Raw genomic sequence first — 26,297 nt, forward strand, 5'->3', positions numbered from 1 at the left:
CTTCCTCGTCCTCGCAGTTGGTTGCTACACGCAACGATAACCTGATGTGTGCACCATGCAAGTTGTTGGAGGGTGATCGTGCTCACCGGCAGGCGGCCGGCGCACCCCGCGGCCGTGGGTGCGCCGCCGCGCTCAGGCGACGCCGCCGTTGACGTAGAGGACCTGGCCGTTGACCCAGCGGGCGGGACCGGCGAGGAAGGCGACCGCCTCGGCGACGTCCACGGGCTCCCCCAGGCGCTCCAGCGGCGACATCGACGCCAGGTGGTCGACCACCCCCTGCGGCTTGCCCTCGAGGAACAGCGGCGTGGCCGTCGGTCCGGGCGCCACGGCGTTCACGGTGACGTCCCGGCCGCGCAGCTCCTTGGCCAGGATCATCGTGATCGCGTCGACCGCGCCCTTGCTGGCGGCGTAGCCCGTGTAGGTGGGCAGGGCCAGCTTCACCACGGAGCTGGAGAAGGTCACGATCGCGCCGCCGGCGCGCACCCGCCGGGCCGCCTCCCGGGCCACCACGATGGTGCCGCGCACGTTGGTGCGGTGCATGCGGTCGAAGTCGTCGAGGTCGAGCTCGGCCAGCGGCGCGAGCAGCATGATCCCGGCGGTGTGCACCACGACGTCGACACCGCCGAAGGCCGCCTCGACCTCGTCGAACATCGCCGCCACGGCCTGCTCGTCCGCCACGTCGGCGCCCACGACGAGACTCCGGCCTCCCGCCGATCCGACCGCGGCGGCCGCCTCCTCGGCGCGCGTCGCGTTACCCGCATAATGCACGGCCACGGCAAACCCGTCCGCGCCGAGCCGCTCCGCCACCGCCCGCCCGATTCCGCCCGAGCCACCCGTCACGAGTGCGACCCGGGTGCCGTCCACCGTGCTCATGTCGTCCTCCTCGATGTGTACGTGAAGTTCATATGAGCACAAGTGTACGCTCGGTTCAGATAGAGGGGGATCCCATGGGCCGGGGACGTCGTCCGACCGCGCAGGTGCGCCGCGAAGTGCTGGCCGCGGCCGGTGAGCTGCTGCTCGCCGAGGGCATGGCCGGGTTCACCGTCGACGAGGTCGCCCGACGCTCGGGCGCGAGCAAGGTGACGATCTACAAGATGTGGCCGTCCAAGGGCACGCTCGCGCTCGAGGGCTACTTCACCACGGTCGAGGCCGCGCTCGAGTTCCCCGACACCGGGGACGTCCGGGCCGACCTGCGCACGCAGCTGCACGCGTTCGTCGACCTGCTCACCACGACCGCGGCCGGGCGCACGGTCGCCGAGCTCATCGGGCACGCGCAGACCGACCCCGAGCTGCGCGAGGCCTACCTGCGCACCTACTCCTCACCTCGGCGCCGGCTGGCGGTGGAGCGGCTGGAGCGGGGGCGGGCCGCCGGGCAGCTCCGGGCAGACCTGGACCCGGAGACGGTCGTCGACCAGTTGTGGGGCGCCTGCTACCACCGGCTCCTCCTGCCCGACCCGCCCCTCGACCACGCGACGGCCGACGCACTCGTCGACAACCTGTTCCGGGGCATCGGCGCCCGGGGCACCGACGAGTGACCTCGCTCGTGGGCGACGCGAGAAGGACGGGTGCGGGCCGGCGGGACGTCCCGCCGGCCCCGCGTCGGCGCGTCAGACCCAGCCGGCCGCGACCGCCTCCTCCTCGCCGCACAGGACGTCGTCGCCGTAGAGGCCCTCGACCCAGTTGCTCTGGTACACGGTGTCGAGGTACCGCTCCCCCAGGTCCGGGGCCAGCGCCACGGCGGTGGTCGCGGAGGTGCCGTGCTCGGCGAGCCAGCGCGTCGCTCCACTGACGACCGTGCCGGTGGAGCCCCCGAACAGGAAGCCGCGGCGGGCGAGCCGGTGGCACATCCGCACGGTGTCGGCCTCCTCGACGCGCACCACGTCGTCGATCAGCGCGGGCTCGAGGAACTGCGACGGCACGCTGCTGCCCAGCCCGGGGATCATCCGCCGGCCGGGCGCGTCGCCGAAGGTCACCGAGCCCGCCGCGTCGACGGCCACGATCCGGACCTCGGGGGCGAACTCGCGGAACCAGCGCGCGCAGCCCATCAGGGTGCCGGTCGTGCCCGCCCCGACGAAGAGCACGTCGAGGTGCGGGAACTCGCGGTGGATCTCCGGCGCGGTCCGGCGGTAGTGGGCGCGCCAGTTGTCCGCGTTGCCGTACTGGTTGAGCCACACGTACTTCTCGTCGGAGGCGAGGAGCTCGCGGACGTGCCGCAGCCGGGCCCCGAGCAGGCCCTCCTGCGGGTCGGGGTCGGTCATGACGTGCACCTCGGCGCCCAACGCCTCCATCATGCGACGGGTGGCGAGGTTGCACCGGGAGTCGGTGACGCACACGAACCGCAGGCCCTTGCTGGCGGCCAGCAGGCTCAGCGCGACGCCGAGGTTGCCGGAGGACGACTCGACCAGCACCGACCAGGGGCGGATGACGCCGCGCCGTTCGGCGGCCTCCACCATCTCGGTGGCGGCTTTAAGCTTGATCGAACCGGCGAAGTTGAACCCCTCGCACTTGAGGTGCAGCGGCTGGTCGACGATCGCTCCCAGGTCGACGTAGAGCGCGTCCTCGTTGTACTGGTGGGGCTCGGTGATGACGGGCACGGTGGCCCTCCTCGTCTGACTGCTCGCCAGGCGCTCGGCCGGGCCGGCGAGACCATGGTGGAGAACGACGGAGGTTCGGAGCTCCGGCACGCGCTCGGGCGCGCTCGTGCCGGGGTGGAGTGCCGGTCGTCGCGCGGGGCGCGAGGCGGCCGGGGTACCGGGTGGGCGCAGCAGGGATCGGCCCGGCCCGGGTGGTCGATGAGCGTGCGGCCGGCGGAGCGCCGGCCGGTACGCCGGTGGCTGCAGCCGTCAGTGCGGACCGGGCGGCAGCCGCACGGGTGCGGCGACCGCCAGCCCCGAGGGCCGGCGCGTTCGCCGGCGCCGGGACGCGGCTCTCCGGATGTCGTCGCGAGCGGTCAAGGTTCCCCCCTTCCCGACCGGCGACGGCACCCCCATGCCCCGCCGATCAGTGCCCCGCCGCCACCTTGCGGCGAGTTGTGCACGTAGATCCCTCGGGACCACCCGTCTGTTTCACACGGGTCGGGAATTCACTCGGAAGTCGTATAAGGGGTTGCGCGGCAGCAGCGTTCCGTGTCCGACCCGCGACCGCGACGATCACGGTCCGCGGCCGGGGCCCCGATCACCTGCGGTGATCAGCACGGACACCCGATCACGGCCGCCCACCGACCACGGTGGACCGGCGCCGCCCTCGTCGACTTCCGCCCTGATCGCGCGCACACTGCTGGCATGGCCGCGCCGGACGAGTTCGTCGGGCGGCGCGACGAACTGCGCGTGCTCACCGAGGAGTTCGACCGGGCCCGCTCGGGACGGGCCCGGATCGTGTGGCTGACCGGCGAGGCCGGTATCGGGAAGACCTCCGTGCTGCACCGCTTCCGTGACCGGGCCGGTGCGGGGACGGTGCTGTGGGTCGCCGGCGACGAGGCCGAGGCGGGCCTGCCGTACGGCCTGCTGCACCAGCTCCTGGCCGACCTGCCGGCGGGGGCCGGTCGGCCGCGGGCGCCGGCCGCCGACGCGGACCCCGTGGACGTCGGGGCGGAGCTGCTGCAGGTCCTCGGGGCGCTCCAGGCCGCGGGGCCGGTGCTGATCGTGGTCGACGACGCGCAGTGGGCCGACGAGCTGTCCGTGCGCGCACTGGTGTTCGTGGTGCGCCGGCTGCGACGGGACCAGGTGCTGCTCGTGGCCGGGGTCCGTGCGGAGGACACGCCCTCGCCGGCCTGGGGGCGGGTCCTGGCCCAGGAGCCGCTCCTGCGCCGGCTGACGCTCACCGGGCTGGACCCGGAGGAGATCGCGGCGCTCTCGCTGGCCCTGGGCGGCCCCGACCTCTCGCCCGCCGCGGCGCTGCGGCTGCGGGAACACACCGAGGGGCACCCGATGCACGTCCGGGCCCTTGTGGAGGAGCTCCCGCCGGCCGACCTGCTCGATCTCTCCGTCACCCTCCCCGCGCCGCGCTCGTTCGGTGCGTTGGTCCTGGTCCGGGTGGCCGGGCTGTCCCGGCCCGCGCAGGAGGTCGTGCTGGCCGCGGCCGTGCTGGGGGTGCGGGCCGCGCTGTCCGACGTCACCGCCCTGGCCCGCGTCCCGGATCCGCTCGCCGCGCTCGACGAGGCCGCCGCGGCCGGGATGCTGCAGGAGGTGCCCACGGGTGTGCGGCCCGACGTCGTGTTCCGGCACCCGCTGATCCGCGCCGCCGTCTACGCCGACCTCTCCCCCGAGCGCCGGCACACCCTGCACGGCGCCGCGGCCCGGATCCTGGGCGGTGCGGCTGCGTTCGAGCACCGGATCGCCGCCGCGGTCGGGCCCGATCCGGCCCTGGCCGCCGAGCTGCGGGAGCTGGGCGAGGCGGAGCGCGCCGGCCGGCGGTGGCGGGACTCCGCGGCGCACCTGCTCGCCGCGGCCGACCTCAGCCCCGGCCCTCGGGACCGGTCGGCCAGGCTGGTCGGCGCCCTGGAGTCGACGCTCGCCGGCGGCGACCTCGCGGCCGCACTGCGCCTGGAACCGGAGGTGCGCGCGGCCGGGCCGAGCCCCGGCCGCAGCCGCGTCCTCGGCCGGGTCGCCGCGCTCACCGGCCGGATCGCGCTGGCGCGCGAGGAGTTCCTGGCCGCCGTCGAGCGCGGCGACCCGCGTGACCCGGGCCGCTCGGCCGCCGCGGCGCACCTGGCCCTGGTCTCGCTGATCGAGGGCGACGCGGACGGGGCGGTCGCCTCCGCCGAGGAGGCGCTGGCCGGCCACGGGGCACCGGACGTCCTCTCGACGGCGCGGTTCGTGCTGGTCGTCGCGCTCGCGGCGCAGGGCCGGCAGGACCGGGCGCGCGCCCTCCTGGACACCGGCCGGTCCGGTGCGGCGGAACCCGTGGAGGCGACCGCCGTGCGCGGGATCCTCGTCCTGTGGGCCGGGGACGCGGACATGGCCGCCCGGCTCCTGTCCGCGGCGGTGGACGACGGGGCGCTGCGCCTGCCGATGCAGGGCCGCCTGCTCGCGCTGGGCTACCTCGCCGAGGCGCACTACCGGACGGGCGCCTGGCAGGAGGCGACCGTCGAGGCGGAGCTGGCGATCTCGCTGGCCCGGGACGCCGGCGTGGTGATGGGTAGCGGGGTCGTGCGCGCCATCGCGGCCTACGTCGCGGCCGGGCGCGGCGACCGGGAGGCCGCGCGCGCCCACGCGGACGCGGCGGCCGCGACCGCGCAGGCGCTGCCGTGGTGGGGCGGCCGGGCCTACGCCGCGCTCGCGGCCGCGACGCTCGCCCAGGCCGACCAGGACCACGGCGCGATGCTGGAGGCGCTGCGGCCCTGCGCCGACCCGGCCCTGTCCCGCCTGCTCGACAACGTCGGGGCGCTGGGATGGCGGATCCTGCGGACGGAGGCGCTGCTCGGGCTGGGCCGCGCCGAGGAGGCGGACGCCGCGCTGGCGGAGCTGGAGGGGCGGGTCGCGACCCGCGGCCCGGGCTGGCCGGTGCTCGAGACCGCCCGGCTGCGCGGCTGCCGGGAGGAGCTGCGCCCGGACCGTGCGGCGGCCGAGCGCGCGTACCGCGAGGGTCTCGCCTCGGCCGACGGCGTCGGCGCCGCGCTGAGCCGGGCCCGCCTGGAGGTCGCGCTCGGCCGGCTCCTCCTGGCCGGCCCCGAGCGACGGCCCGCGCTGGACCTGCTGCGCACCGCCCACGACCGGCTCGCCCGGCTCGGCGCCGCCCCCTTCCTCACCGAGTGCGACGAGCTGCTCCGCGCCGCCGGGCTGCACCCGCCCTCGCCCGGCGACGCGCTCGGCCTCACCACCCAGGAGCTGGCGGTGGCCCGGTCCGTCGCCGCGGGCCGGACCAACCGCGAGACCGGCGCGGCGCTGTTCATCACCGGCCGCACGGTGGCGTTCCACCTGAGCAACATCTACGCGAAGCTCGGCCTCTCCTCGCGCCGCGAGCTCGCCGCCCGGCTGCACGAGCTCGACGCCTGACCTGCCTCACCGCCGCGCTGCGCTCCGTCCGTCCCGCCTCCCGCGCGCGAGGCCCCGTCCCGCCGCAGCGGGACGGGGCCTCGGAGCACCACCGCTCCTCGGAGCGCTACCGGGCGATCGAGTGGACGTTCGACCGGTCGGCCGCGGGGTCGTCGGTGCCGGCCAGGGAGTCGGTGTCGACGATCGCGCGCAGGACGAGGCCGCCCTGCAGCTTCATCACCCGCGAGGTCAGCCGCGCGAGGTAGCGCACGCCCTCACGCGGGTCGAGCACCGTGCGCGGACGAATGTCCAGCGCCGCGTCCTTGACCTTGGTCACGAGCTCGAGCGGACTGGGCTGGTGGAGCCAGGCCGGTCCAGCCGGGCCCTGCGGGCCCTGCACCCCGGGCACCCCGGCCGGGCCGGGCGGACCCTGCACGCCCTGCGGGCCCTGCGGGCCGCGGATCCCCGGGGCGCCCTTCTCCCCGGGTTCGCCCTGGGCGCCCTGCAGCCCGCGCGGCCCCTTCTCGCCGGTCTCGCCGATCACGCCGCGCGGACCCTGGGCGCCGGGCAGGCCCTGCTCGCCCTGCGGGCCCCGTTCACCCCGCTCGCCGGGCAGCCCGGCGGGCCCGGACGGGCCCTGCTCGCCCTGCGGACCGCGCGGGCCCTGCTCACCCTGCTCACCGGGCAGCCCGATGAGCCCGGACGGGCCCTGCTCGCCCTGCGGACCGCGCGGGCCCTGCTCACCCTGCTCACCGGGCAGCCCGATGAGCCCGGACGGGCCCTGCTCGCCCTGCGGACCGCGCGGGCCCTGCTCACCCTGCTCACCGGGCAGCCCGATGAGCCCGGACGGGCCCTGCTCGCCCTGCGGACCGCGCGGGCCCTGCTCGCCCTGCTCACCGGGCAGGCCGGTGGAGCCGGGGATGCCGCGCTCGCCCTGCGGGCCGGTCTCGCCCTCCGGGCCGCGCGGACCCACGGGGCCCTGCGGGCCCTTCTCCCCGCGCTCGCCCTCGGGGCCGACGGGACCGATCGGGCCCTTCTCCCCGCGCTCGCCCTCGGGGCCGACAGGACCGACCGGGCCCTTCGGCCCGCGGTCGCCCTGCTCACCGGGAGGGCCGGCCGGGCCCTGCGGGCCCTTCTCCCCGCGCTCGCCCTCGGGGCCGACAGGACCGACCGGGCCCTTCGGCCCGCGGTCGCCCTGCTCACCGGGAGGACCGGCCGGACCCTGCGGGCCCTTGTCCCCACGCTCACCGACGGGCCCGACCGGGCCGGTCGCGCCCTTCGGCCCGTGGTCGCCGCGCTGGCCGGACGAGCCGGCCGGGCCCTGCGGGCCCTTGTCGCCGCGCTCACCGGTGGCACCGGTCGGGCCGGTCGTGCCCTTCGGTCCGCGGTCGCCCCGCTCCCGGTCGGGGCGCGCGGCCCTGCCGGTGCGATCGGCCTCCGCGACGGGGACGCCCACCGGCGTCACCGGCTCGTCCCCCCGGGCGGCGGCGGGCTTGGCCGTGGTGGGGGTGGTGGGCCTGTCGGCCGTCGGCTTCGTGGTGGGCGTCGACCGGGCGGTCGTCGGGTCCTGAGCCATCCTGGGTTTTCCCTCTCGACTGTGGCGGCAGCACGGGTGGCGACCCACCCGCGGGTTCCCGGGACGCGCCGACCCGCTCGACGGCTCGGCCGGCGCGGTCCCCCGGGCCCCGGCCTCTCGGGGACGAGGCGGGGACGGTTCGGGAGCTACCCGTGCCGCTCGGCGCCCACACTCCCGATCACGACCGACCTCGGTCACACTTCCCGGTGATCGGGGTCCGGCCCGTCACTGTCGGGTGGTGGAACAGCGGGCGGCCGAGTACTTCCTGGGCGTCGTCGAGCCCGGCGGGGTCACCCGGACGGCCCAGGCCCTCTACCTTGCGCGACCGAAGCACCGGGCCTGCCGCAGCCCCACCGAGCCGGCCCGGCGAGGCGGCGCGGCGAGGCGGCGCCCTCAGATGTGCCGGCCGCCCGTGACCTCCAGCACGGTGCCGGTCATGTAGCTGGACAGGTCGGAGGCCAGGAAGAGGGCGACGTTCGCGACCTCCGCCGGCTCGCCGATCCGGCCCAGCGGCACCTCGGCCCGTTTCGCCTCCAGGATGTCCTCGCGCAGGTCCGCGGTCATCGCGGTGGCGATGATGCCCGGCTGGATCGCGTTGACCCGGATGCCGAGGTGGCCCAGCTCCTTGGCGGCGGCCTTGGTCAGCCCGACGATCCCGGCCTTCGCGGCGCTGTAGTTGGTCTGGCCCATCATGCCGACCTTGCCCGAGATCGAGGACATGTTGATCATCGCGCCCCGGCGCTGCTCGCGCATGACCAGCGAGGCCGCCCGGACGCCGAGCCAGCAGCCCCGCAGGTGCACGTCGACGACGGCCTCGAAGTCGTCGAGCGTCATGCGGCGCAGGGTGGCGTCCCGGAGGATGCCGGCGTTGTTGACCATCACGTCGAGCGTCCCGTGCCGGTCCACGCAGGCCCGCACGAGTGCGTCGACCTCCTCGGGCACCAGGACGTCGCACGCCACACCGGTGACCCGCTCCCCCAGCTCCTTCGCGGCGGCCTCGGCGGCCTCGCCGTCCCGGTCGCCGATCACGACCGAGGCGCCGTGCGCGGCGAAGGTGCGCGCGATCGCCAGCCCGATCCCGGCCGCGCCTCCGGTGATCACGGCGGCCCGCCCTGCCAGCAGCTCCATGAGGTCCTCCTCAGCCCGCCACGTCGGCCAGCAGCCGCCGGACGACGGTCAGTTTACGGATCTCGCTCGTGCCCTCGTGGATCCGGAACAGCCACGCCTCGCGGGAGAACCGCTCCACCGGGACCGAGCGGCTGTAGCCCCGTCCCGCCGTGCGGCCCGCCCGGTGAACGATCGGGGAGTGATCCGGGTCGAAGAGAAAGCGGCTCAGGAACCGGGAGGAGGTTCCTCTGACGCGGGTGCCGGGCCCGAGCTCCTTGGCGTGTCGACCGCGGCGGCGTGACGTACTCCCCCGCCGGCGCCTCACGTCCCTCGGCCCGCGCGACGGCGCACCGGATCGCGGCGGCGGCGAGGGAGGCGGGGTCCTGAGCGGGCCGGCCGGGGCCGCGGAGACCATCGCCCTCCCCGGCCCCGGCTCGGGTCTGCCGGACGGCGGGCGGCAATCACCCGCCGTCAGGCGCAGCGGATTCCCACGCACGCCGCCCGAATGCCCGTTCTCCCGATTTCCCCTTCTACGGCCCTGGTGTCCGGGAAGTGGAGCGCGCACCATTGCCCCATGCCGCGGTGGGTGTGGGGAGTGATCGTCGTCCTGATCCTCCTGATCTGGGTCGTGCCCAATCCGACGGCGGCGGGCACGGCGGTCGGCAACGCCTTCCAGGCCCTGGTCGTGTTCTTCCGCAGCCTGGGCAGCGCCGCCGTCGGTTAGGAAATCGCGCGGACCGGCCGGCCGGTCGTCCGCTGTGAATGCCCCCGCACCTTTCCGGGGACAGCGCGCCGGGATCCGGTCAGGGAATTCCGGGAAACGTCGCGACTCAGCCGTGCAGCGCGGCGCGCAGCGTGATGACGGCCTGGGGGTCCTTGACCGACCACGCCCAGGCCGCGCACCGCTCCTGACGGGGGCCCGGGTCACCCTTCTCCTCCCGCCGCCCACCGGTTAACGTTCGTTCGTTCAGAACCTGCGGCCAGGGAGGGAAACGGTGGGCGAACTCGTCGTCCGGACCGACCACGACGGGTGGACGGTCCTCACGTTGAACCGCCCGGACAAGCTCAACGCGCTGACGGTGGCGATGTTCGCCGAGCTCCGCGAGCACGTCCTGGCGCTGCAGGAGGACGACCGGGTCCGCTGCGTCGTCCTGCGGGGGGCCGGGCGGTGCTTCTCCGCGGGGCACGACCTGTCCGACATCGCCACCGGCGAGGCCGTGCCCTCGCGCGGGTGGCACGGCGAGACCCTGCGGCTGCTGGAGAAGCTGCCGCAGCCGGTGATCGCGGCCGTGCACGGCCACTGCTACACGGGCGCGCTCGAGGTGGCGCTGGCCGCCGACTTCCTCGTCGCGGCCGACGACGCCCGCTTCGGCGACACGCACGCGCGGTTCGCCCTCACCCCGGTCTGGGGCATGAGCCAACGCCTCCCCCGCCGCGTCGGCGCGGCCACCGCCAAGCGGCTGATGTTCACGGCGGACACGATCGACGCCGCGGAGGCCGTCCGGATCGGGCTGGCCGAGTACGTCGTCCCGCTCGCGTCCTTCGATGCGGAGATCGAGGCGCTCGCGACCCGCATCGCCGCCAACTCCCCCTTCTCGCACGCCGCCAACAAGCGCCTGCTCGACGCGACGGACGGCCGTCCGCTCGACGCCGGGCTGCAGTGGGAGGTCATGGAGGGCGAGGGCCGGGGGCCGGACGTGCAGGAGCGCATCGCCGCCTTCACGAACAGGAAGGGCTGAGCCGGTGGACATCGCGCCGAACGCCGATCTCGAGAAGTTCCGCGAGGAGGTGGCGGAGTTCCTCGACACCGCGCCGACCCCGGAGATCCGGGAGGCCGGCCGCAAGACCACCAGCGTCTTCGCCCCGTTCGAGCAGGTGATGGCCTGGCACCGCATCCTGCACGCCCGCGGCTGGGCGGCCCCGGACTGGCCGGTCGAGCACGGCGGGCCGGGCTGGTCGGTGGAGCAGCGGTACGTCTTCGCCGACGAGTACCAGAAGCGCGGGCTGCCGCCCCTGCTGCCCAACGGGCTGCGCATGATCGGCCCGCTGCTGATGGAGCTCGGCACACCCGAGCAGCAGGCCCGCTACCTCCCCGGGATCCTGGCCGGTGAGGACTACTGGACCCAGGGCTACTCCGAGCCCGGCTCCGGCTCCGATCTCGCCTCGCTGCAGTGCTCGGCGGTGGCCGACGGCGACGACTACGTCCTCAACGGCAGCAAGATCTGGACGACCTACGCCCACAAGGCGAACCGGATGTTCCTGCTCGTCCGGACCAGCCGGGAGGGGAAGAAGCAGCAGGGCATCACGTTCCTGCTGCTCGACCGCATGGACTACCCCGGCCTGGAGGTCCGCCCGATCATCGGGCTCGACGGCGCGCCCGAGCAGTGCGAGGTGTTCTTCACCGACGTCCGGGTGCCGCAGGCCGGGCGGGTCGGCGCCGAGAACGACGGCTGGTCGGTGGCCAAGCAGCTGCTCACGCACGAGCGGGGCGGCTCCGCGCACAGCCCGATGCTGCGCCGCAGGCTCGAGGTGATCCGCGCGGTGGCCGCGGGGACGCCGTCCGGGTTCGGCGGCACGCTCGCCGAGGACCCGGTGTTCCGGCGCGACCTCGGTGAGCTGGAGGTCGAGGTCGCGTCGTACGAGCACTTCGAGAAGCTGGCCATCAGCGGGCACGAGGTCGCCCGGGACCCGGCCTACCCCTCGCTGAACAAGGTGATGAGCTCCGAGCTCACCCAGCGCATCTCGGTGCTGATGACCCGGGTGGTCGGGCTGGACGCGCTGCCGGACCAGCGCGCGGCCCTCCACGTCGGTGCGGAGGTCGACCCGCTCGGCGACGATCTCGCGCTCGTCGCGATGCCCTACTACCTGAACAGCCGCGCGACCACGATCTATGCCGGCACGAACGAGGTGCAGCGCGACCTGATCGCCCGCACGCTGCGCCGCTGACCCGCGCCACCGAACGGAGACCGGGATGGACTTCAGCTTCACCGAGGAACAGACCCTGCTGCGCGGCAGCGTGTCGCAGTACCTGCAGCGCCACTACGCCTTCGAGACCCGCCAGGCCGTCGTGCGCTCGGCGGCGGGCTGGTCGCCGGAGGTGTGGCGCGGCCTGGGCGAGCTCGGGCTGCACGCCCTGCCCTTCCCCGAGGAGGTCGGCGGGCTCGGCGGCTCGATCGTCGACGTCGTCGCGGTCGGCGAGCTGTTCGGCGCCCACCTGCTGGTGGAGCCCTACGTCGCGTCGGTGGTGCTGGCCGGGGCGGCGCTCGCCGCGGTGCCGGAGCACGCCGACGCGGCCCGCCCGCTCCGGCGGATCGTGGCCGGCGAGGCGATCGGGGCGTTCGCCCACGAGGAGGGGCCGGGCACGCCCGACCCGGCGTCGATCGCCACCCGTGCGGAGCGCACCTCCGACGGCCACGTGCTGACCGGCGAGAAGAAGCTGGTGCTGCACGGCGCCGACGCCGACGTGCTGGTCGTCTCGGCGCGCCTGTCCGGCGAACCGGGCGACCCGGACGGTCTCGCGTTGTTCGTCGTCGATCCGGCCGCCGCCGGGATCGCGGTCACGCCGTTCGTCACCGTGGACGGGCGGCGCGCGGCCCACCTGCGGTTCGACGGGGTCGCGCTGGGTCCGGGCGCGCTCCTCGCGGCCGACGCCCACGACGTGATCCGGAAGGTCCTCGACCGGGCGGTGGTGGCGCTCGCGGCCGAGGCGGTGGGCGCGATGGGCGAGCTGCTGCGCCGGACCGCCGAGTACGCCTCCACCCGCGAGCAGTTCGGCGTCCCCATCGGCACCTTCCAGGCGGTGGCCCACCGGCTCGCCGACATGAAGATCGCCTACGTCAAGGCGCGGTCGACGCTGCTCTACACGACGGCGCTGGCCGAGGCCGGGCGGGCCGAGCCGCACGACATCGCCGTGCTGAAGGCCCAGGTCGGCCGGCTCGGCCGGGTGATCGGCGAGTCCGCGATCCAGACGCACGGCGGGGTCGGCATGACCGACGAGCTGCCGATCGGCCACCTGCACAAGCGCATCCTCGCGATCGACGCGATGTTCGGCACCGCCGACCACCACCTCAGGACGGTCGGGGCCGGCCGGCCGGCGCCGCAGCTCGCGTCCCGGGCCGGCTGACGGGTACCGCGGGCGGGCGTCAGGGGTGCGTCCGGCGGGCGCGTCCGGTCAGGCGGGCCGTCGGCGTCCGGCCCCTCGGGCCCGTCCCCGCGGCTCGGGCGCGCCGGCGGGTGTGAAGCGGTGGCGCAGGGCGAAGGCGCGCGGCGGCGCCCGGGTCGTGGGGGTCATGCAGCCTGCCCGAGCCGCGCTCCGGTCGGGAAGGGGATCACCTGCGCCGTCGGTCCGGGATCCCACGGCTCGTGCGTGCCGGCCCCGACGGCGCTGACGACACTGCCGCAGCCCCGGCAGCGACAGTGCCGGGTGGTCAGCCCCGTGGCCGCGGGAACGGTGACGATGGCGGTGCAGATCGGGCAGAGCGTCGTGGTGAACATCGTGTGCCTCCTGGTCCGTGTCCTCGCCGACTAGGACTCCCGCGCCGCCCCGGTCTCATCGGTGCTCGGGGGTGGCGTCGGCCTTGCGGGTACGTCGTCGGCGGCCGCCGGTTCGGATCGGGTCGCCCCGGTCCCCCGCAGGACCGTGAGCGCGATCAGGACGGCGACGGCCAGGAGCGCGGCGGCGAGGGTCAGGCCGAACGCGTAGCCGTCGGCGAGCGCCTCGGGCGTGGCGACCGGCCCGGTGCGCTCGTGCGCGACGGTGCCGAGGGCGGCCAGCCCGAGCGAGGCGCCGATCTGCCGGGAGCTGGTGAGCAGGGCCGAGGCGGTGCCGGTCTCGTGAGCGGCGACGCCCGCGGTGGCGGTGGAGACCACCGGTCCGAGGCAGAGGCCGAAGCCGACGCTCGCGACGATCGAGGGCCCCAGCACGTCCGTGAGGAACGACCCGTCCGCGCTGACCAGGCCGAACCAGGCGAACCCGGCCGCGGTGAGACCGCCGCCGGTGACCAGCAGGGTCCGGGGCGCGAGCCGCCGGCCCAGCCGCACGGCGAGCACGGAGCCGACGACGACACCGAGCGCGAACGGCAGGAACATGACCCCGGTCAGTGCCGGGCCGATGCCGAGGACCCGTTGCAGGTAGAGGGACACGAAGTAGAACGCCGCGGCCATGGCCGCGCCGACCAGCAGGTTGTAGGCGTTCGCCCCGGCGACCGCGCGCCCGGCCACCAGCCCGGGCCGGAGCAGCGGTTCGCGCGTGCCGGTCCGTTCGACGAGGACGAACCCGGCCAGCAGCGCGGCGGCGAGGACCAGGGTGGCGACCGTGACCGGTGAGGACCACGGATGGCGGTCGGTGCGGACGACGCCGAGCACCAGCAGCGCCACGCCCGCCGTGGCCAGGACCGCCCCGAGGACGTCCGGACGGCCGCCGCGCACCGGCGGCGGACCGGCGTCGACCCGCGCGGCGAGGGCGAGGGCGCCCGCGACGATCGGGACGTTCACGAACATCACCGCGCGCCAGCCGGCGTACTCGGTCAGCAGGCCGCCCGCCAGGACGCCGAGGGCGCCGCCGGCGGCGTTCGTCGCGCTCCAGACGCCGAAGGCGCGGACGCGGGCCCTGCCGGTGGGAAAGGTCGCGGTCAGCAGCGCCAGCGCGGCCGGGGCCAGCGCGGCGGCGCCGACGCCCTGTGCGGCACGGGCGGCGACCAGCTGGGCGGGGTCCTGCGCGAAGCCGCCCAGGAGCGAGGCGAGGCCGAACAGGCCGAGCCCGAGCAGCAGGACCCGCCTGCGGCCGTGCCGGTCCGCGGCCTTGCCCCCGAGCAGGAGCAGCCCGCCGAAGGTGAGGGCGTAGGCGTGGATCACCCAGGTCAGGCCCACCGGGCCGAACCCGAGGCCGGCGGCGATCTGCGGGAGGCCGACGTTCACCACCGACAGGTCCAGCGACACCAGGAACTGCACGAGGGCCACCGCGGCGAGGGTGCGCCCCGGGCGGGCGACGGGATCGGCGACGGGATGTCCGGGCGCCAGGTCGGTGGCGGTCACGATCGCTCCCCCGCGCTCCCGTCGCGGTGCACCCGCTCGTGCTCGGTGCCGGCGCGCGGCGTGACGACCAGCAGGTCGCCGGGCTCGGCGACGGTCAGCCGGTGCCAGCACCCGGCCGGGACGACCAGGGCCCGGCCGGGGCCGAGCGTGGCGACGGGCCGTCCGCCGTCGTCGTGGTCGCGCAGGTAGGCGGTGATCGCGCCGGACAGCACGCAGAGGACCTCCTGCCCGGCGGGGTGGCGCTCCCACACGTCGGAGTGCAGCGAGCGGTCGTCGGCGGCCCGGTGCGCCGCCACCGTCCACAGGCCCGGACCGGCGCCGTCGCGCCCGCCGCCGGGCTCGGCGTGGCCGCCGGCCCGGAGCTGGATCGAGGTGTCGAACAGATCGAGGACGCGCACAGAGTTTCGGAACATGTTCGAAAAGTACCGCGGCACCGCTCGCCCGTCGAGCGGGTTTGCGAGTGGGTCCGGCTTCGCGGAGCAGGACGGGGAGACAGCATGATGGGACGGTGCCCCGCGGGAGATCGGCGAACGGCCGCACCGGCCGACCACCGGTGACCTCCCGTGCGCAGATCCTGGCGGCGGCCCGCCGGATCATCGATCAGGAGGGCTGGGAGAAGCTGACCATCCGCCGGCTCGCCGCGGAGGTCGGCGTCGGGGCGACCACGCTGTACCACCACGTCCGGGACAAGCAGGACCTGTTGGTCCAGCTGCTCGACGACCACACCGCCCGGATCGAGCGCCCCGACCTGCCCGACGAGCCGAGGGACCGCATCGTCGCCGCCGCGACCGCGATGCACGACGCGCTCGTGGCGTGGCCCTGGGCCGCGGAGGTCCTCACCGTCGACGGCCTCGTCGGCCTGCTCGGCGAACCGGCCCTGTGGATAGTCGAGGCGATCGTGGCCGGGGCCCAGGACCACGGCTGCACGCCCGACCAGGCCGTCGACGTCTTCCGCAACATCTGGTACTTCACGGTCGGCGAGACCCTCGTCCGGTCCCACTCCGCCACCCGCCGGCCGGCCGAGGTCGAGCGCCCCACGGAGTTCTTCGCCGGGCTCGACGCGACCCGACTGCCCCGCCTCGCCGCCATCGGCGACCGGTGGCCGGCGCTGGCGGCCCGGGACACCTACCCCCGGGCGCTGCGGGTCCTCGTCGACGGGCTGCTCGCCCAGGCCGCGTCGACCACCGACGCCGACCCCGTGCGCTGAGTCCCTGTGGGAGATCGGCTGTCGAGGCGGTGTCGTGCGTGGTGGTTGTGGGCGGCGTGAGGATGGCCGGTGGGGGCCGGGTCGGGTCCGCCTGACCGCCCGGTCAGGGGGCGGGGGCGGGCGCCGTGCGGGCGGCGCCGAGCAGCAGGAAGCCGGCGAGGACGGCGAGGGCGAAGGCGCCGGCGGCGACGCCGAAGCCGGCGGCGATGGCGTCGGCCGTGCCGGTCCGGCCGGGCAGCGCGGGACCCAGGCCGAGCACGACGCTGCCGATGACCGCGACGCCGAGCGTGCCGCCGAGCTGCCGGACGGTCTGCACCACGCCGGAGGCCTGGCTGCGTTCGGCGTCGGGGACCCGGCCCAGGGCGTCCGTGTTCGTCGGGGACAGGGTGAGTCCCAGCCCCACGCCGACCAGCACCATGCCGGGGACCTGCCAGGTGTAGGTCAGCCCCGGCAGCGCGAGCAGCCAGGCGACGATCCCCACCGTGCACACCGCCATGCCGACCAGCACGGGCGCCCGCACGCCGGCCCGGTCGAACCAGCGGCCGCCCACCTGTGCGGCCAGGGTCAACGGCAGGATCAGGGGCAGCGCCGCCAGGCCCGCCGCCATCGGGCCGAAGCCGAGCAGCTCCTGCAGGTAGATCGAGCTGTAGAGGACGATCCCGAGCAGGCCGAACTGCACCAGCCCCATCACCACGGCGTCGCCGGTGAAGCCGCGGTCGGCGAACAGCCGCAGGTGGATCAGCGGATCGGCCGCCCGCAGCTGCCGCACCGTGAACCACGCGACGAGCCCGGCACCGGCCACGAGCAGCGCGACCGAGGGCGCACCCCAGCCCGCGAGCTGCTGGATCCCGAGGGTGACCAGGGCCAGCCCCGGGACGACCAGGGCGGCGTCGCCCACCCCGATGCGCGAGCCCGGGACCGGCAGGTTCGGCACCGTGGCGACGGCGACGAGTGCCAGCGTGGCCAGCCCCACCGGCACGTTGAGCAGGAACACCGCCCGCCAGGTCACGTACTCGGTGAGCAGCCCGCCGACCAGCGGACCGAGCGCCAGGAAGACCTGGCTGATCCCGGCGTAGAGGGCCATCACGCGGCCGCGTTCGGCCTCGGGGAAGACCGCCAGCACGATCGTCGCGGACACCGGCATCATCAGGGCCGCCCCGGCGCCCTGCAGCGCGCGGAACGCGATGATCGACGCGGTGTCCCAGGCGCCCGCGCACCCGGCCGAGGCGAGGAAGAACAGCGTGACGCCGATCTGGAAGGCGCGGGGCCGCCCGAGCAGGTCCGCCGCCTTGCCGCCGAGCGCGACGAGCGCGGCGATGGCGAGCACGTAGGCGTTGACCACCCACTGCTGGCCGTGGGGCGTCAGCGGCAGCTCGCGGGCCATCGACGGCAGTGCCACCGACACGACCGTCTGGTCGAGCATGATCATCGACAGCGACCCGGTCATGGCGACCAGGACGAGCCACCGCCGCGGGTTCACCGGCCGTCCTCGTCCCGGCCGGGATCGCGCATCTGCTCGAGGTCCCGGGCGGGCACGAGGACGGTCCCGTCGATCTCGACCAGGTCACCCGGCGCGGTCACGGGTCCTCCTGGGTGCTGCTCGTCCGGGTCCTCCCGGAGTTCCGGCCCCGCCGGGCGGCGACGCGCCCATCCTCGCGCGTGTGACTCCAACGCGGCTCCAACCCGACGACCGCAACCGGCCCATCGCAGGGCCCGCACGGCACGGTCGGCCCTGCAACGCCTCCGCCCACCGCGCCCGGGCCCCGGCGCGGAGCACGGAGTCCGTGCCGAGGGACCGGCGACGAAGGGTCAGGGTCGGAGCAGGGTCTTGACGGCGCGGCGCTCGTCCATCGCCCGGTACCCCTCGGCGGCCTCGTCGAGCGGCAGTTCGAGATCGAAGACCTTCCCCGGGTCGATCGTGCGGGTGCAGACCAGCTCGATCAGCTCGGGCAGGAAGCGCCGCACCGGAGCCGGGCCGCCGTGCAGGTGGACCTCGGCGAAGAACAGCTCCTGCCCGGGCAGCGCCACACCGTGGGAGACCCCGACGTAACCGACGTGCCCACCGGGCCGGGTGGAGCGGACGGCCTGCATCATCGACTCCTGGGTGCCGACGGCCTCGATCACCGAGTGCGCGCCCAGCCCGCGGGTGAGCTCCTTGATCCGGGCCACGCCCTCGTCGCCGCGCTCGGTGACGATGTCGGTGGCCCCGAACTCGCGCGCCAGCTTCTGCCGGGGCTCGTGGCGGCTCATGGCGACGACCCGTTCCGCGCCGAGCTGCCTGGCGGCCAGCACGGCCAGCAGCCCGACCGCGCCGTCGCCGACCACGGCCACGGTCCTGCCCGGCCCGACCTCGGCGGCCACGGCACCGAACCAGCCCGTGCCCAGCACGTCGGAGGCGGCGAGCAGGCCGGGAACCAGGTCGTCGGGCGGCGGCTCCGGCGTGGCGACCAGTGTGCCGTCGGCCAACGGGATGCGCGCGTACTGGGCCTGGGTGCCGATGGCGCCGACGGACTCGGCCCGCACACAGCGCGACTGGTAGCCGGCCCGGCAGATCTCGCACGTGTTGTCCGAGGCGAAGAACGAGCCGACGACGAACTGGCCCGGCCGCACGGTGCGCACGTCGTCGCCGATCTCCTCGACGACGCCGACGTACTCGTGGCCCATCGGCGCCGGTCCGTCGACGGCGGCGATGCCGCGGTAGGGCCACAGGTCCGAGCCGCACACACACGTGGCGGCCAGCCGGATGATCACATCCGTGGGGTGCTCGATCGTCGGGTCCGGGCGGTCCTCGACGTGGATCTCGCCGGGGGCGTACAGCACTGCTCCTCGCATGGGTCCCTCTCCCGGGTTGCGGCCACAGGTCCGTGTCCCTTCCCGGTGGAGCCGGATCCAGTCCCCGGTACGGGCACGAACCCGGATGGGCGGGCCGCTGACGTCGGCCGCCGTGTGCGGGCCGCGCGTTCCGGGTAGGTGCGATAGCGGGGAGGTGCGTGGTGGGGACCGAGCGCGACGCGGGCGGGTGCCGCCGATGACGGACCGCCGCACAGCCGCGGGGGAACCGCCGCCGCTGCCCCGGCCGATGCTCGCCGTCGCGGGGGACCCACCGTCCGGCCCGGACTGGGCGGTGGAGTTCAAGTGGGACGGGGTGCGGGCCGTGCTCGCCGTCGACGGCGACGGGGTCCGGATCGTCAGCCGCAACGGCAACGACGTCACGGCCGGCTATCCGGAGCTGAGCGGGATCGGCGACGGGCGGGAGCTGCTGCTCGACGGCGAGATCGTCGCGCTCGACCCGCAGGGGCGGCCGGACTTCGGGCTGATGCAGCAGCGGATGCACGTGCGGTCCCCGGGTGCCCGGCTGCTCGACGAGGTGCCGGTCTCGCTCTACCTGTTCGACGTGCTGTGCGTCGACGGGGAGGAACTGCTCGACCTCCCCTACGACCAGCGGCGCGAGCGGCTCGAGGGCCTGGGGGCGCAGGCGTGGCCCCGGGTGACGGTGCCGCCCGCGTTCGTCGACGTGGAGCCCGCCCGCGTGCTCGACGTGGCGCGCGAGCACGGGCTGGAGGGGATCGTCGCCAAGCGCCTCGACTCCCGCTACGAGCCGGGCCACCGCTCGCCGGCCTGGGTGAAGACCGCGTTGCTGAAGACCCAGGAGGTGGTGATCGGCGGCTGGACGCCCGGTCAAGGGCGGCGCGGCTCCACGCTCGGCTCGCTGCTCCTCGGTGCCCACGACGCCGACGGCCGGCTGCGTTACCTCGGACACGTCGGCACGGGGTTCACCGAGGAGGCGCTGCGGGCGCTGCTGGAGCGGCTCACCCCGTTGCGGCGCGCGTCGAGCCCGTTCGACGAGCCGGTCCCGCGCGACCACGCCCGGCACGCCCGCTGGGTCGAGCCGCGGTGGGTCGGGGAGGTGGAGTACCGCACGATCACCCGCGAGGGCCGGCTGCGGCACGCCTCCTGGCGCGGGCTGCGCCCGGACCGGGACCCGGAGGAGATCACCCTGGGGCCGCCGGTCGCGGTGGCGCCGTCGTCGTCGGCCGACGACCGGTTGGCGACCTACGCGGCGATGCGCGACTTCGCGGTGACCCCCGAGCCCACCGGGGGCACGCCGAGCGCGGAGGCGCCGATCTTCGTGGTGCAACGGCACCGGGCCCGGCGGCTGCACTACGACTTCCGGCTGGAGATCGACGGCGCGCTCGCCAGCTGGGCGGTGCCGCGGGGCCCCACCCTCGACCCGTCGGTGCGGCACATGGCGGTGCACGTCGAGGACCACCCGCTGGACTACGCGGACTTCGAGGGGGTCATTCCCAAGGGGCAGTACGGGGGCGGCGACGTCATCGTGTGGGACCGCGGGACGTGGGAGCCCGCCGGCACGGAGGACCCCGCGACCGCGGTCGCGCGCGGCGAGCTGCACTTCGACCTGCACGGCGAGAAGCTGGGCGGACGGTTCGTGCTCGTCCGGCGGCACGACCGCACCGGGTCGGGCTCCGGCTCCGGCTCCGGCTCCGGCAAGGAGCAGTGGGTGCTCGTGCACAAGCACGACGAGCACGCCCGGGAGGGCTGGGACCCGGAGGAGCACCCGCGCTCGGTGCTCAGCGGCCGCACCAACGACGAGGTCGCCGCGGCGCCGGCGGCGATGTGGCAGAGCGGCGCCCCCGCCGAGCACGCCGCGGTGCCGCTCGCCGCGGCCGACCCGGCGCAGCAGGCCGCGGCGACCGAGGAGGAGCTGGCCGCCCTCGACGCCCTCGGGAAGCGGGGCCGGTGGGCGGTCGGCGGGCGCGAGCTCGCCCTGACCAACCTCGACAAGGTCCTGTTCCCGGGGCGGGCCGGGCCGCCCGTGACCAAGCGCGACCTGATCCGCTATCACGCGCGGATCGCGCCCTACCTGCTCCCCTACCTCGCCGGGCGGCCGGTGAACCTGCACCGCTACCCGGACGGCACCGCCCGCCCCGGCTTCTGGCAGAAGGAGGTGCCCGGCCACGCCCCGGACTGGCTGCGCCGCTGGCACAACCCCGAGGCCGATCCGGACGAGACGCAGGTCTACTTCGTCGTCGACAGCACCCCGGCGCTGGTGTGGCTGGCCAACTACGGCGCGATCGAGCTGCACCCGTGGACCTCGGCCCTGCCCGACGTGCACCAGCCGACCTGGGCGTTGATCGACATCGACCCGGGTCCCGCCCTGGGCTTCGACGACGTGCTCGTCCTCGCCCGGCTCTACCGCACGGCGTTGGAGCACCTGGAGGTCGAGGCCGCGCCCAAGGTCACCGGGAAGCGGGGTGTGCAGATCTGGGTGCCGATCGCGCCCGGCTACTCCTTCGACGACACGCGTGCCTGGGTCGAGAAGCTCTCGCGCGCCGTCGGCCGGATGGTGCCCGAGCTGGTCTCCTGGGAATGGCACACCGACCGCCGCCGCGGCCTGGCGCGGCTGGACTACACCCAGAACGCCATCAACAAGACCCTGGTCGCGCCGTTCAGCCCGCGGCCGGGGCCCGACGCCCCCGTCTCGATGACGCTCACCTGGGCCGAGCTCGACGACCCCGCGCTGACCCCGGACCGGTGGACCGTGCGTACCGCCCTCGACCGGCTGCACGAGGCCGGGGATCCGCTGCGCCCGCTCGTCGGCCAGGCCCAGACCCTGCCGCCCCTCTGATCCCGCGCGCCGTCGCCAGGGGCACTCCCCCGGAGCCGACCTACGACGGCCTCCCGGACATGTAGATGGGCGGCGGCTGCGGAGGGCGCAGCGGCAGTGGCCGGTCGGGACCAGGGTGCTCGGGTGGTGACGGCGGATCGGCCCGCCCGGGACGGGCCGGCGCGACGATCGACGGCATCGGACGCTCCAGCACCTGCCGCAGGAGCGCGTTGGTCTCGAGCGCGGCGTAGTAGGCGGCCAGGGACGCGTGCGCGGCGGCGTCGTCCTCGGCCACGTGCTCCTCGGCCAGCCCGGCGTGGTGCCTCGCCCGCTCCTCGTTCTCCATCCTCGGAGTGTTCGCCGCCGCGTCCGAGGGCGTCAACGCGCCTCCCACCGCCAGAGCGGGCCGTCCTCCGGGTCCTGCAGCTCGGCGACCCGCGTGAAGCCGCAGCGGCGCAGCACCACGGTGGACGGACCGTCCTCGGCCAGGGTGTGCGCGACAACGCGGGTCGCCCCGCGTGCGCGGGCCGAGTCGACCCAGGCCCGCGCGGCGGCGGTGGCGTGGCCGCGCCCCCGGCGGGCGGGCGCGACGCCGTAGCCGATCTCCACGGCGCCGTCGACCGGCGGCCCGCTGTAGCCGCCGAGGCCCACGACCTCCTCGGCGTCCGGATCGACGATCAGGTGACTGAACCACTCGGGCGGGGTCCCGCCGAGGAGCGCCTCCCGGGTGGCCGGAAGGGCCTCGGGGAAGGCGAGGTAGCCGTCGGCCAGGCGGAGGCCGTACCGCTCCGGGAAGCGGTGCGGGGCCTCGATCAGCAGCGTGACCTGCTCGAGGGTCAACGGGTGGACCTGGGTCCGCGGCCGGCGCGGGGCGGCTGCGGGGGTGGTGCGGTGGTCGTCGGACACGGTGCGGAGCACTCCCTCCGGAGGAGGTACGGGTTCGAGGCGCGGACGTCGTCAGGAAGGGACGCTGTCCGTCTTCGCGGCACCTGTCGAGGGACCGGTCGTCCCCCGTGACGTCCACGTCCCGACGATCCCACCCCCGCCGTCCGTGGCCGAGGTCGGCGTGGTCGACGACGGGGTCGGCGACGTCGTGGTCCGCGGGGCACGGTCCGGGGTCGCGGTCGGCCCGGCCTCGGTCCGGCCCTCGTCATCGGCGGCGGCACCCGGCGCCGGTCCGGCGGCCGGCACGGGCGTCGGCGCGACGGTCCCGCCCGGCGACCGCACGGACCCCCTGCCGGGAGCCGTGGTCGGCGGCGGACCACCGGCGCGCTCACCATCGGAGACCACGGTCCCGATCGAGGTCCCGGACGATCCGCCGCCGAGCGGGGTGCCGTGCACGAGCTCCGCTCCCGTGACCCCCGCCATGGCCAGGACGAACCCGCCGACCGCCGCCGCGAGGGTGGGTCCGACGCGACCTCCCCGGCGCGTGCGCCGGTGCGGCGCGGCTCTCTCCGGCCCGAGGGTCGCCGCCGAGACGCCGGGGCCGGCCAGGGGATCGACCTGCTTCCGGCCGACGACCAGCCGGGCCCGCACGGTCCTCCCCGCGTGCTCGAGCCAGCGTTGGTACAGCACGGCGGCGATCGTGCTGATCGCCGAACCGAGCGCGGCCCCCAGCACGGTGCCGTCGGCGCCGAAGCTCGACCCGATCACGGCACTGGTGGCGGCGGCACCGGCACCGGCCAGCAGCTTCCCCGGCGCCAGCTCCGGCGCGACCCGTCGGCGGGAGGACCGGGCCGTCGGGACGGGGCGCCGGTGCGGTGGCGGGCAGGGCGTCCTCGGCCGCGACCGACGGGCGGACTCGGCGGAGAGGTCCGGGGCGCGGTGGTGCATCCCCGCGCGGGAGCGGGTTCGGTGCGGCAGCGGCGTGGTCATCGCGCGAGTCGTCGACCTCCTTCCGGTGGGGGCATCGGTCCGCCTGACACGCTGGACCTACGTTTGCGAGTATAGGTTTTCTTCTCTTACGAACTGAGATCGGGCGCCGGGAACGAGGAGGGCTGGACACGTGACCATATGGTCACCTATCTTCACCGCATGGGTACGGACGACCGCGTGTTCAAGGCGTTGGCCGACCCGTCCCGGCGACTGCTGCTCGACCGGCTGCTGGCTCGCGACGGCCAGACCCTGAGCGAGCTGGAGGCGCACCTGGAGATGACCCGCTTCGGCGTCATGAAGCACCTGCGCGTGCTGGAGGAAGCCGATCTGGTCGTCACCCGCCGCTCCGGGCGGGAGAAGCTGCACTTCCTCAACCCCGTGCCGGTCCGGCTGATCCACGACCGGTGGATCGACAAGTACACCGAGCGGCGGGTGTCGCTGCTCGCCGAGCTCAAGACCCGACTGGAAGGCGGCGACGTGTCCTCACCCGCCCCCGCAGCGGTCACCCAGGTGTTCCGCGTGCACATCAAGGCCACCCCCGAAGCCGTCTGGGAGGCGATCACCTCCCCGGAGTGGTCCGCCCGCTACGGCTACGGGCCGATGGAGTTCGACCTGCGCCCCGGCGGCGCGTTCCGGGGCCGGACCAACGAGCGGTTGCGCCGGATGGGCGTGGCCGAGGTGGTCGTCGACGGCGAGGTGCTCGAGGCCGACCCGCCGCGCCGGCTGGTGCAGACCTACCGGCTGTTGTTCGACCCGGCCGCTGCGGCGGAGCCGCCCACCCGGGTCACCTGGGAGCTCGAGCCGATCGGCGCCGACGTGACCCGGCTGACCGTCGTCCACCAGCTCGACGACGCCCCCGTGCACGCGCATCTCGTCGCCGGCGACGACGTGCGGTCCGGCGGCGGCTGGCCGTTCGTGCTCTCCGACCTCAAGTCCGTCCTGGAGACCGGCAGCCCGCTGCCGTCCGCCTTCTGACCACGGGAGAACCGATGACCGACATCAGGGCGCTCCTCGAGGCCGAGACCGCCCGGCTGGTGACCGCGCTCGACGCCCTCGACGACGCGCAGTGGAGCGCACCGAGCCTGTGCGCGGGCTGGCGGGTCCGCGACGTGGCGGTCCACCTGCTCATGCCCTACGAGCTCTCCGTTCCGGGCTTCCTGGTGCGCATGGCCGCGGCCCGCTTCGACTTCGACCGGCTCGCCGACCGGTGGGCCACCGGCGACGCGCGACCCCACGCCGAGGTGACGGCCGCGCTGGGGGCGACGCCGCGGCGACCCTTCCGCGTCCCCGGCGCGCCGCCCGAAGCTCCGCTGTCCCATCTGGTGATCCACGCGGAGGACGTCTACCGGCCCCTGGGCCTGCCCCACGGCCCGAGCCCGGCGGCCGCCGCCACGGTCCTGGACCAGCTGACCGGTCCCCGTGCCCGCGGCCTGGTGCCCTCGGGCCTGCTGGCGGGCCTGACCTTCACCACCACCGACGCCGACTGGTCCCTCGGCGCCGGTCCGGAGGTGCGGGCGACCGCGTCCGCGCTGATCACGACCTTCGCCGGCCGCACGGCCGCGCTGTCCGAGCTCGACGGCGACGGCGCACCCGAGATCCACGAACGACTCGGCCACGCCCGGACATCCTGAACCCCGTCGCCCGCGCCCGGGGTGCGGCCCGACGTGCCGGAGGAGCGCTTCGACCGCATCACCCGGCTCGCGCAGGCGCTGTCCGGCGTGCCGACGGCGACGGTGTCGCCGATCGACGAGAACCAGCAGTGGTTCTCGCCGCGGCCGCCGAGCAGGAGCTGGACCGGGCCGACGAGCTGCGCCGCGCGGCCGCCGTCCAGAGTGCGTTGATGCCGCGGTCGGCGCCGCCGGTCCGGGGGATCACCGCCCGAGGCGCGATGGGACCGGCGGCGGGGCGGAGACGACGGCCTGATCGCGGAACGCCGCGGCCGCGGCCGCCGAGCTGGTGATCCGCCAGTCCGCCTCCTTGTCCTCCTGGAACCAGACCAGGCCGCGGATCCGCTCCTGCGCCGCGAACGTGAACAGGGCCCGGATCCATGCCGCCTTGTCGCCGCCCTCCTCGGCGCTGGCGGTCTCGGTGACCAGGACGGGCTTGTCCGACAGGGCCCGCAGGTCGGCGAGGCTCGCGCCGAAGACCTCCGCGGGGGACCGCCACCCACCCCAGGGCACGGCGTCCCCGCCGTTGTAGCCGTCGAGCCCGATCCAGTCGACCGCGTCGTCGCCCGGGTAGAGCGGCGCGTACTCCGCGGTGCCCGGCGCGTGGACGTTGACGCACCACACCCAGATCACGTCGGCGCCCTGGGCCTCGAACACCGCGCGCACGTGCCGCCACGCGGCGACCACGTCGGCGGCGGTGTTGCCGCCGACGCCGACGCTCCACGGATAGTGGGGCGCGTCGGCCTCGTGCGCGAACCGCAGAGCGAGCCTCCCGCCCCAGTGCCGGACCTGCCGGGCGAAGTCCGCGATGTACGCGTCGTGGTCCCCGGCCGCGATCCGGGCCGGGGCGTACTCCGGTTGCACGAGCCCGCCACCCGGCGCCCATGGTTCCCAGGTGAGCACGGGCACTGCTCCCTCTGCCACCGCCGCGTCGGCGCGGGCGACGTCGAAGGCCGGGGCGCCGGCCCACCCCGCGTACCACTCCTCCAGGGCCGGTCGCACCCCGGCGGCCCGGCCGAACTCGGCGACCGCGCCGAGGTCGCCGGCCGCGACGCCGACGGCGGGCGGCGCCGGCGCGGGGGCCGCGGCCGCCAGCAGGAGCAGCCCGAGGACGCCGGCACCCACCGTCACCAGACCGCCCCGAAAGAACCCCCTCGCGCCCCGTAACGGCACGCCGACCTGCCGGAAACCGCTCATCTCCTTATCCTTCCCGGTCATGAACGCCCCCCGGCAC

Annotated in this window: 24 protein-coding genes; 11 read left to right on the top strand and 13 right to left on the bottom strand. The window is 75.5% G+C overall.

Features of this window, described 5'->3' with window-relative positions; genetic code table 11:
• Window positions 1-132 precede the first annotated feature (132 nt).
• Window positions 133-873 (bottom strand): SDR family oxidoreductase, encoded by a 741-nt coding sequence (locus ACFQH9_RS05720; RefSeq protein ID WP_379564830.1) that lies wholly within the window; start codon window positions 871-873, stop codon window positions 133-135.
• Window positions 874-947: 74 nt separating this feature from the next.
• On the opposite strand from ACFQH9_RS05720, the gene ACFQH9_RS05725 reads away from it, so the two are divergent.
• On the top strand, window positions 948-1,535 hold the full coding sequence (locus tag ACFQH9_RS05725; RefSeq protein ID WP_379564831.1) for a TetR/AcrR family transcriptional regulator: 588 nt from the start codon (window positions 948-950) through the stop codon (window positions 1,533-1,535).
• A 72-nt stretch (window positions 1,536-1,607) separates the two neighbouring features.
• Here ACFQH9_RS05725 and sbnA read toward each other — a convergent pair whose 3' ends face one another.
• Entirely contained in the window at window positions 1,608-2,594 is a 987-nt protein-coding gene (gene sbnA / locus ACFQH9_RS05730; protein ID WP_379564832.1) for a 2,3-diaminopropionate biosynthesis protein SbnA, read from the bottom strand.
• 687 nt (window positions 2,595-3,281) lie between these two features.
• Here sbnA and ACFQH9_RS05735 point away from each other — a divergent pair.
• The gene (locus ACFQH9_RS05735; RefSeq protein ID WP_379564833.1) at window positions 3,282-5,993 is read left to right on the top strand and encodes an ATP-binding protein; all 2,712 of its coding nucleotides are present in this window, start codon (window positions 3,282-3,284) and stop codon (window positions 5,991-5,993) included.
• Window positions 5,994-6,099: 106 nt separating this feature from the next.
• On the opposite strand, the gene ACFQH9_RS05740 is transcribed toward ACFQH9_RS05735, so the two are convergent.
• The 3 genes from ACFQH9_RS05740 to ACFQH9_RS05750 all read right to left on the bottom strand — a co-directional run bounded on the left by ACFQH9_RS05740 (window position 6,100) and on the right by ACFQH9_RS05750 (window position 9,223).
• On the bottom strand, window positions 6,100-7,548 hold the full coding sequence (locus ACFQH9_RS05740) for a collagen-like domain-containing protein (RefSeq protein WP_379564834.1): 1,449 nt from the start codon (window positions 7,546-7,548) through the stop codon (window positions 6,100-6,102).
• Between the two features lie 393 nt (window positions 7,549-7,941).
• The gene (gene fabG / locus ACFQH9_RS05745; RefSeq protein ID WP_379564835.1) at window positions 7,942-8,676 is read right to left on the bottom strand and encodes a 3-oxoacyl-ACP reductase FabG; all 735 of its coding nucleotides are present in this window, start codon (window positions 8,674-8,676) and stop codon (window positions 7,942-7,944) included.
• A gap of 10 nt (window positions 8,677-8,686) precedes the next feature.
• A complete protein-coding gene (locus tag ACFQH9_RS05750) occupies window positions 8,687-9,223 on the bottom strand; it encodes an acyl-CoA dehydrogenase family protein (protein ID WP_379564836.1) in 537 nt (178 codons plus the stop codon).
• Between the two features lie 6 nt (window positions 9,224-9,229).
• Between ACFQH9_RS05750 and ACFQH9_RS05755 the strand changes: the two genes are divergently transcribed.
• The 4 genes from ACFQH9_RS05755 to ACFQH9_RS05770 all read left to right on the top strand — a co-directional run bounded on the left by ACFQH9_RS05755 (window position 9,230) and on the right by ACFQH9_RS05770 (window position 12,778).
• The gene (locus tag ACFQH9_RS05755) at window positions 9,230-9,379 is read left to right on the top strand and encodes a hypothetical protein (RefSeq protein WP_379564837.1); all 150 of its coding nucleotides are present in this window, start codon (window positions 9,230-9,232) and stop codon (window positions 9,377-9,379) included.
• Window positions 9,380-9,650: 271 nt separating this feature from the next.
• Window positions 9,651-10,394: an enoyl-CoA hydratase/isomerase family protein gene (locus ACFQH9_RS05760; RefSeq protein ID WP_379564838.1), complete on the top strand. Its 744-nt coding sequence runs from the start codon at window positions 9,651-9,653 to the stop codon at window positions 10,392-10,394.
• Window positions 10,395-10,398: 4 nt separating this feature from the next.
• The gene (locus tag ACFQH9_RS05765; RefSeq protein WP_379564839.1) at window positions 10,399-11,601 is read left to right on the top strand and encodes an acyl-CoA dehydrogenase family protein; all 1,203 of its coding nucleotides are present in this window, start codon (window positions 10,399-10,401) and stop codon (window positions 11,599-11,601) included.
• A gap of 25 nt (window positions 11,602-11,626) precedes the next feature.
• Window positions 11,627-12,778: an acyl-CoA dehydrogenase family protein gene (locus tag ACFQH9_RS05770; protein ID WP_379564840.1), complete on the top strand. Its 1,152-nt coding sequence runs from the start codon at window positions 11,627-11,629 to the stop codon at window positions 12,776-12,778.
• A 401-nt stretch (window positions 12,779-13,179) separates the two neighbouring features.
• On the opposite strand, the gene ACFQH9_RS05775 is transcribed toward ACFQH9_RS05770, so the two are convergent.
• Together ACFQH9_RS05775 and ACFQH9_RS05780 are read right to left on the bottom strand one after the other, a co-directional pair.
• A complete protein-coding gene (locus ACFQH9_RS05775) occupies window positions 13,180-14,688 on the bottom strand; it encodes an MFS transporter (protein ID WP_379564841.1) in 1,509 nt (502 codons plus the stop codon).
• On the bottom strand, window positions 14,685-15,101 hold the full coding sequence (locus ACFQH9_RS05780) for a cupin domain-containing protein (protein WP_379564842.1): 417 nt from the start codon (window positions 15,099-15,101) through the stop codon (window positions 14,685-14,687). Before ACFQH9_RS05780 ends, ACFQH9_RS05775 begins: the two co-directional genes overlap by 4 nt.
• A gap of 140 nt (window positions 15,102-15,241) precedes the next feature.
• Between ACFQH9_RS05780 and ACFQH9_RS05785 the strand changes: the two genes are divergently transcribed.
• On the top strand, window positions 15,242-15,895 hold the full coding sequence (locus tag ACFQH9_RS05785) for a TetR/AcrR family transcriptional regulator (RefSeq protein ID WP_379564843.1): 654 nt from the start codon (window positions 15,242-15,244) through the stop codon (window positions 15,893-15,895).
• A 103-nt stretch (window positions 15,896-15,998) separates the two neighbouring features.
• On the opposite strand, the gene ACFQH9_RS05790 is transcribed toward ACFQH9_RS05785, so the two are convergent.
• Together ACFQH9_RS05790 and ACFQH9_RS05795 are read right to left on the bottom strand one after the other, a co-directional pair.
• Window positions 15,999-17,375 (bottom strand): MFS transporter, encoded by a 1,377-nt coding sequence (locus ACFQH9_RS05790; RefSeq protein WP_379564844.1) that lies wholly within the window; start codon window positions 17,373-17,375, stop codon window positions 15,999-16,001.
• Window positions 17,376-17,704: 329 nt separating this feature from the next.
• Window positions 17,705-18,727, bottom strand: a complete 1,023-nt coding sequence (locus ACFQH9_RS05795; protein WP_379564845.1) for a zinc-dependent alcohol dehydrogenase family protein — start codon at window positions 18,725-18,727, stop codon at window positions 17,705-17,707.
• A 196-nt stretch (window positions 18,728-18,923) separates the two neighbouring features.
• Here ACFQH9_RS05795 and ligD point away from each other — a divergent pair, with 196 nt between their 5' ends.
• Window positions 18,924-21,542, top strand: coding sequence for a non-homologous end-joining DNA ligase (gene ligD / locus ACFQH9_RS05800; RefSeq protein ID WP_379564846.1), 2,619 nt, complete (start codon window positions 18,924-18,926; stop codon window positions 21,540-21,542).
• Window positions 21,543-21,582: 40 nt separating this feature from the next.
• Here the strand turns inward: ligD and ACFQH9_RS05805 are convergent, their stop codons facing one another.
• From ACFQH9_RS05805 to ACFQH9_RS05815, 3 genes are read right to left on the bottom strand one after another with little or no spacing between them, the layout of a single operon-like run.
• Window positions 21,583-21,867, bottom strand: coding sequence for a hypothetical protein (locus ACFQH9_RS05805; RefSeq protein ID WP_379564847.1), 285 nt, complete (start codon window positions 21,865-21,867; stop codon window positions 21,583-21,585).
• A gap of 32 nt (window positions 21,868-21,899) precedes the next feature.
• Entirely contained in the window at window positions 21,900-22,427 is a 528-nt protein-coding gene (locus ACFQH9_RS05810) for a GNAT family N-acetyltransferase (protein ID WP_379564848.1), read from the bottom strand.
• Between the two features lie 51 nt (window positions 22,428-22,478).
• Window positions 22,479-23,396, bottom strand: coding sequence for a hypothetical protein (locus tag ACFQH9_RS05815; protein ID WP_379564849.1), 918 nt, complete (start codon window positions 23,394-23,396; stop codon window positions 22,479-22,481).
• Between the two features lie 159 nt (window positions 23,397-23,555).
• On the opposite strand from ACFQH9_RS05815, the gene ACFQH9_RS05820 reads away from it, so the two are divergent.
• From ACFQH9_RS05820 to ACFQH9_RS05830, 3 genes are read left to right on the top strand one after another with little or no spacing between them, the layout of a single operon-like run.
• Complete coding sequence (locus ACFQH9_RS05820) at window positions 23,556-24,371, top strand: ArsR/SmtB family transcription factor (protein ID WP_379564850.1); 816 nt, start codon at window positions 23,556-23,558, stop codon at window positions 24,369-24,371.
• Between the two features lie 14 nt (window positions 24,372-24,385).
• Window positions 24,386-25,027 carry a maleylpyruvate isomerase family mycothiol-dependent enzyme gene (locus ACFQH9_RS05825; protein WP_379564851.1) on the top strand — a complete coding sequence of 214 codons (642 nt, stop codon included), beginning with the start codon at window positions 24,386-24,388 and terminating at the stop codon, window positions 25,025-25,027.
• Window positions 25,028-25,060: 33 nt separating this feature from the next.
• Window positions 25,061-25,237, top strand: coding sequence for a hypothetical protein (locus tag ACFQH9_RS05830; protein WP_379564852.1), 177 nt, complete (start codon window positions 25,061-25,063; stop codon window positions 25,235-25,237).
• A 30-nt stretch (window positions 25,238-25,267) separates the two neighbouring features.
• On the opposite strand, the gene ACFQH9_RS05835 is transcribed toward ACFQH9_RS05830, so the two are convergent.
• Window positions 25,268-26,260, bottom strand: a complete 993-nt coding sequence (locus ACFQH9_RS05835; RefSeq protein WP_379564853.1) for a glycoside hydrolase family 26 protein — start codon at window positions 26,258-26,260, stop codon at window positions 25,268-25,270.
• Window positions 26,261-26,297: the final 37 nt, after the last annotated feature.

This window comes from Pseudonocardia lutea (genome assembly GCF_042658055.1).
In the GTDB taxonomy this organism is placed as follows: Bacteria; Actinomycetota; Actinomycetes; order Mycobacteriales; family Pseudonocardiaceae; genus Pseudonocardia; species Pseudonocardia lutea.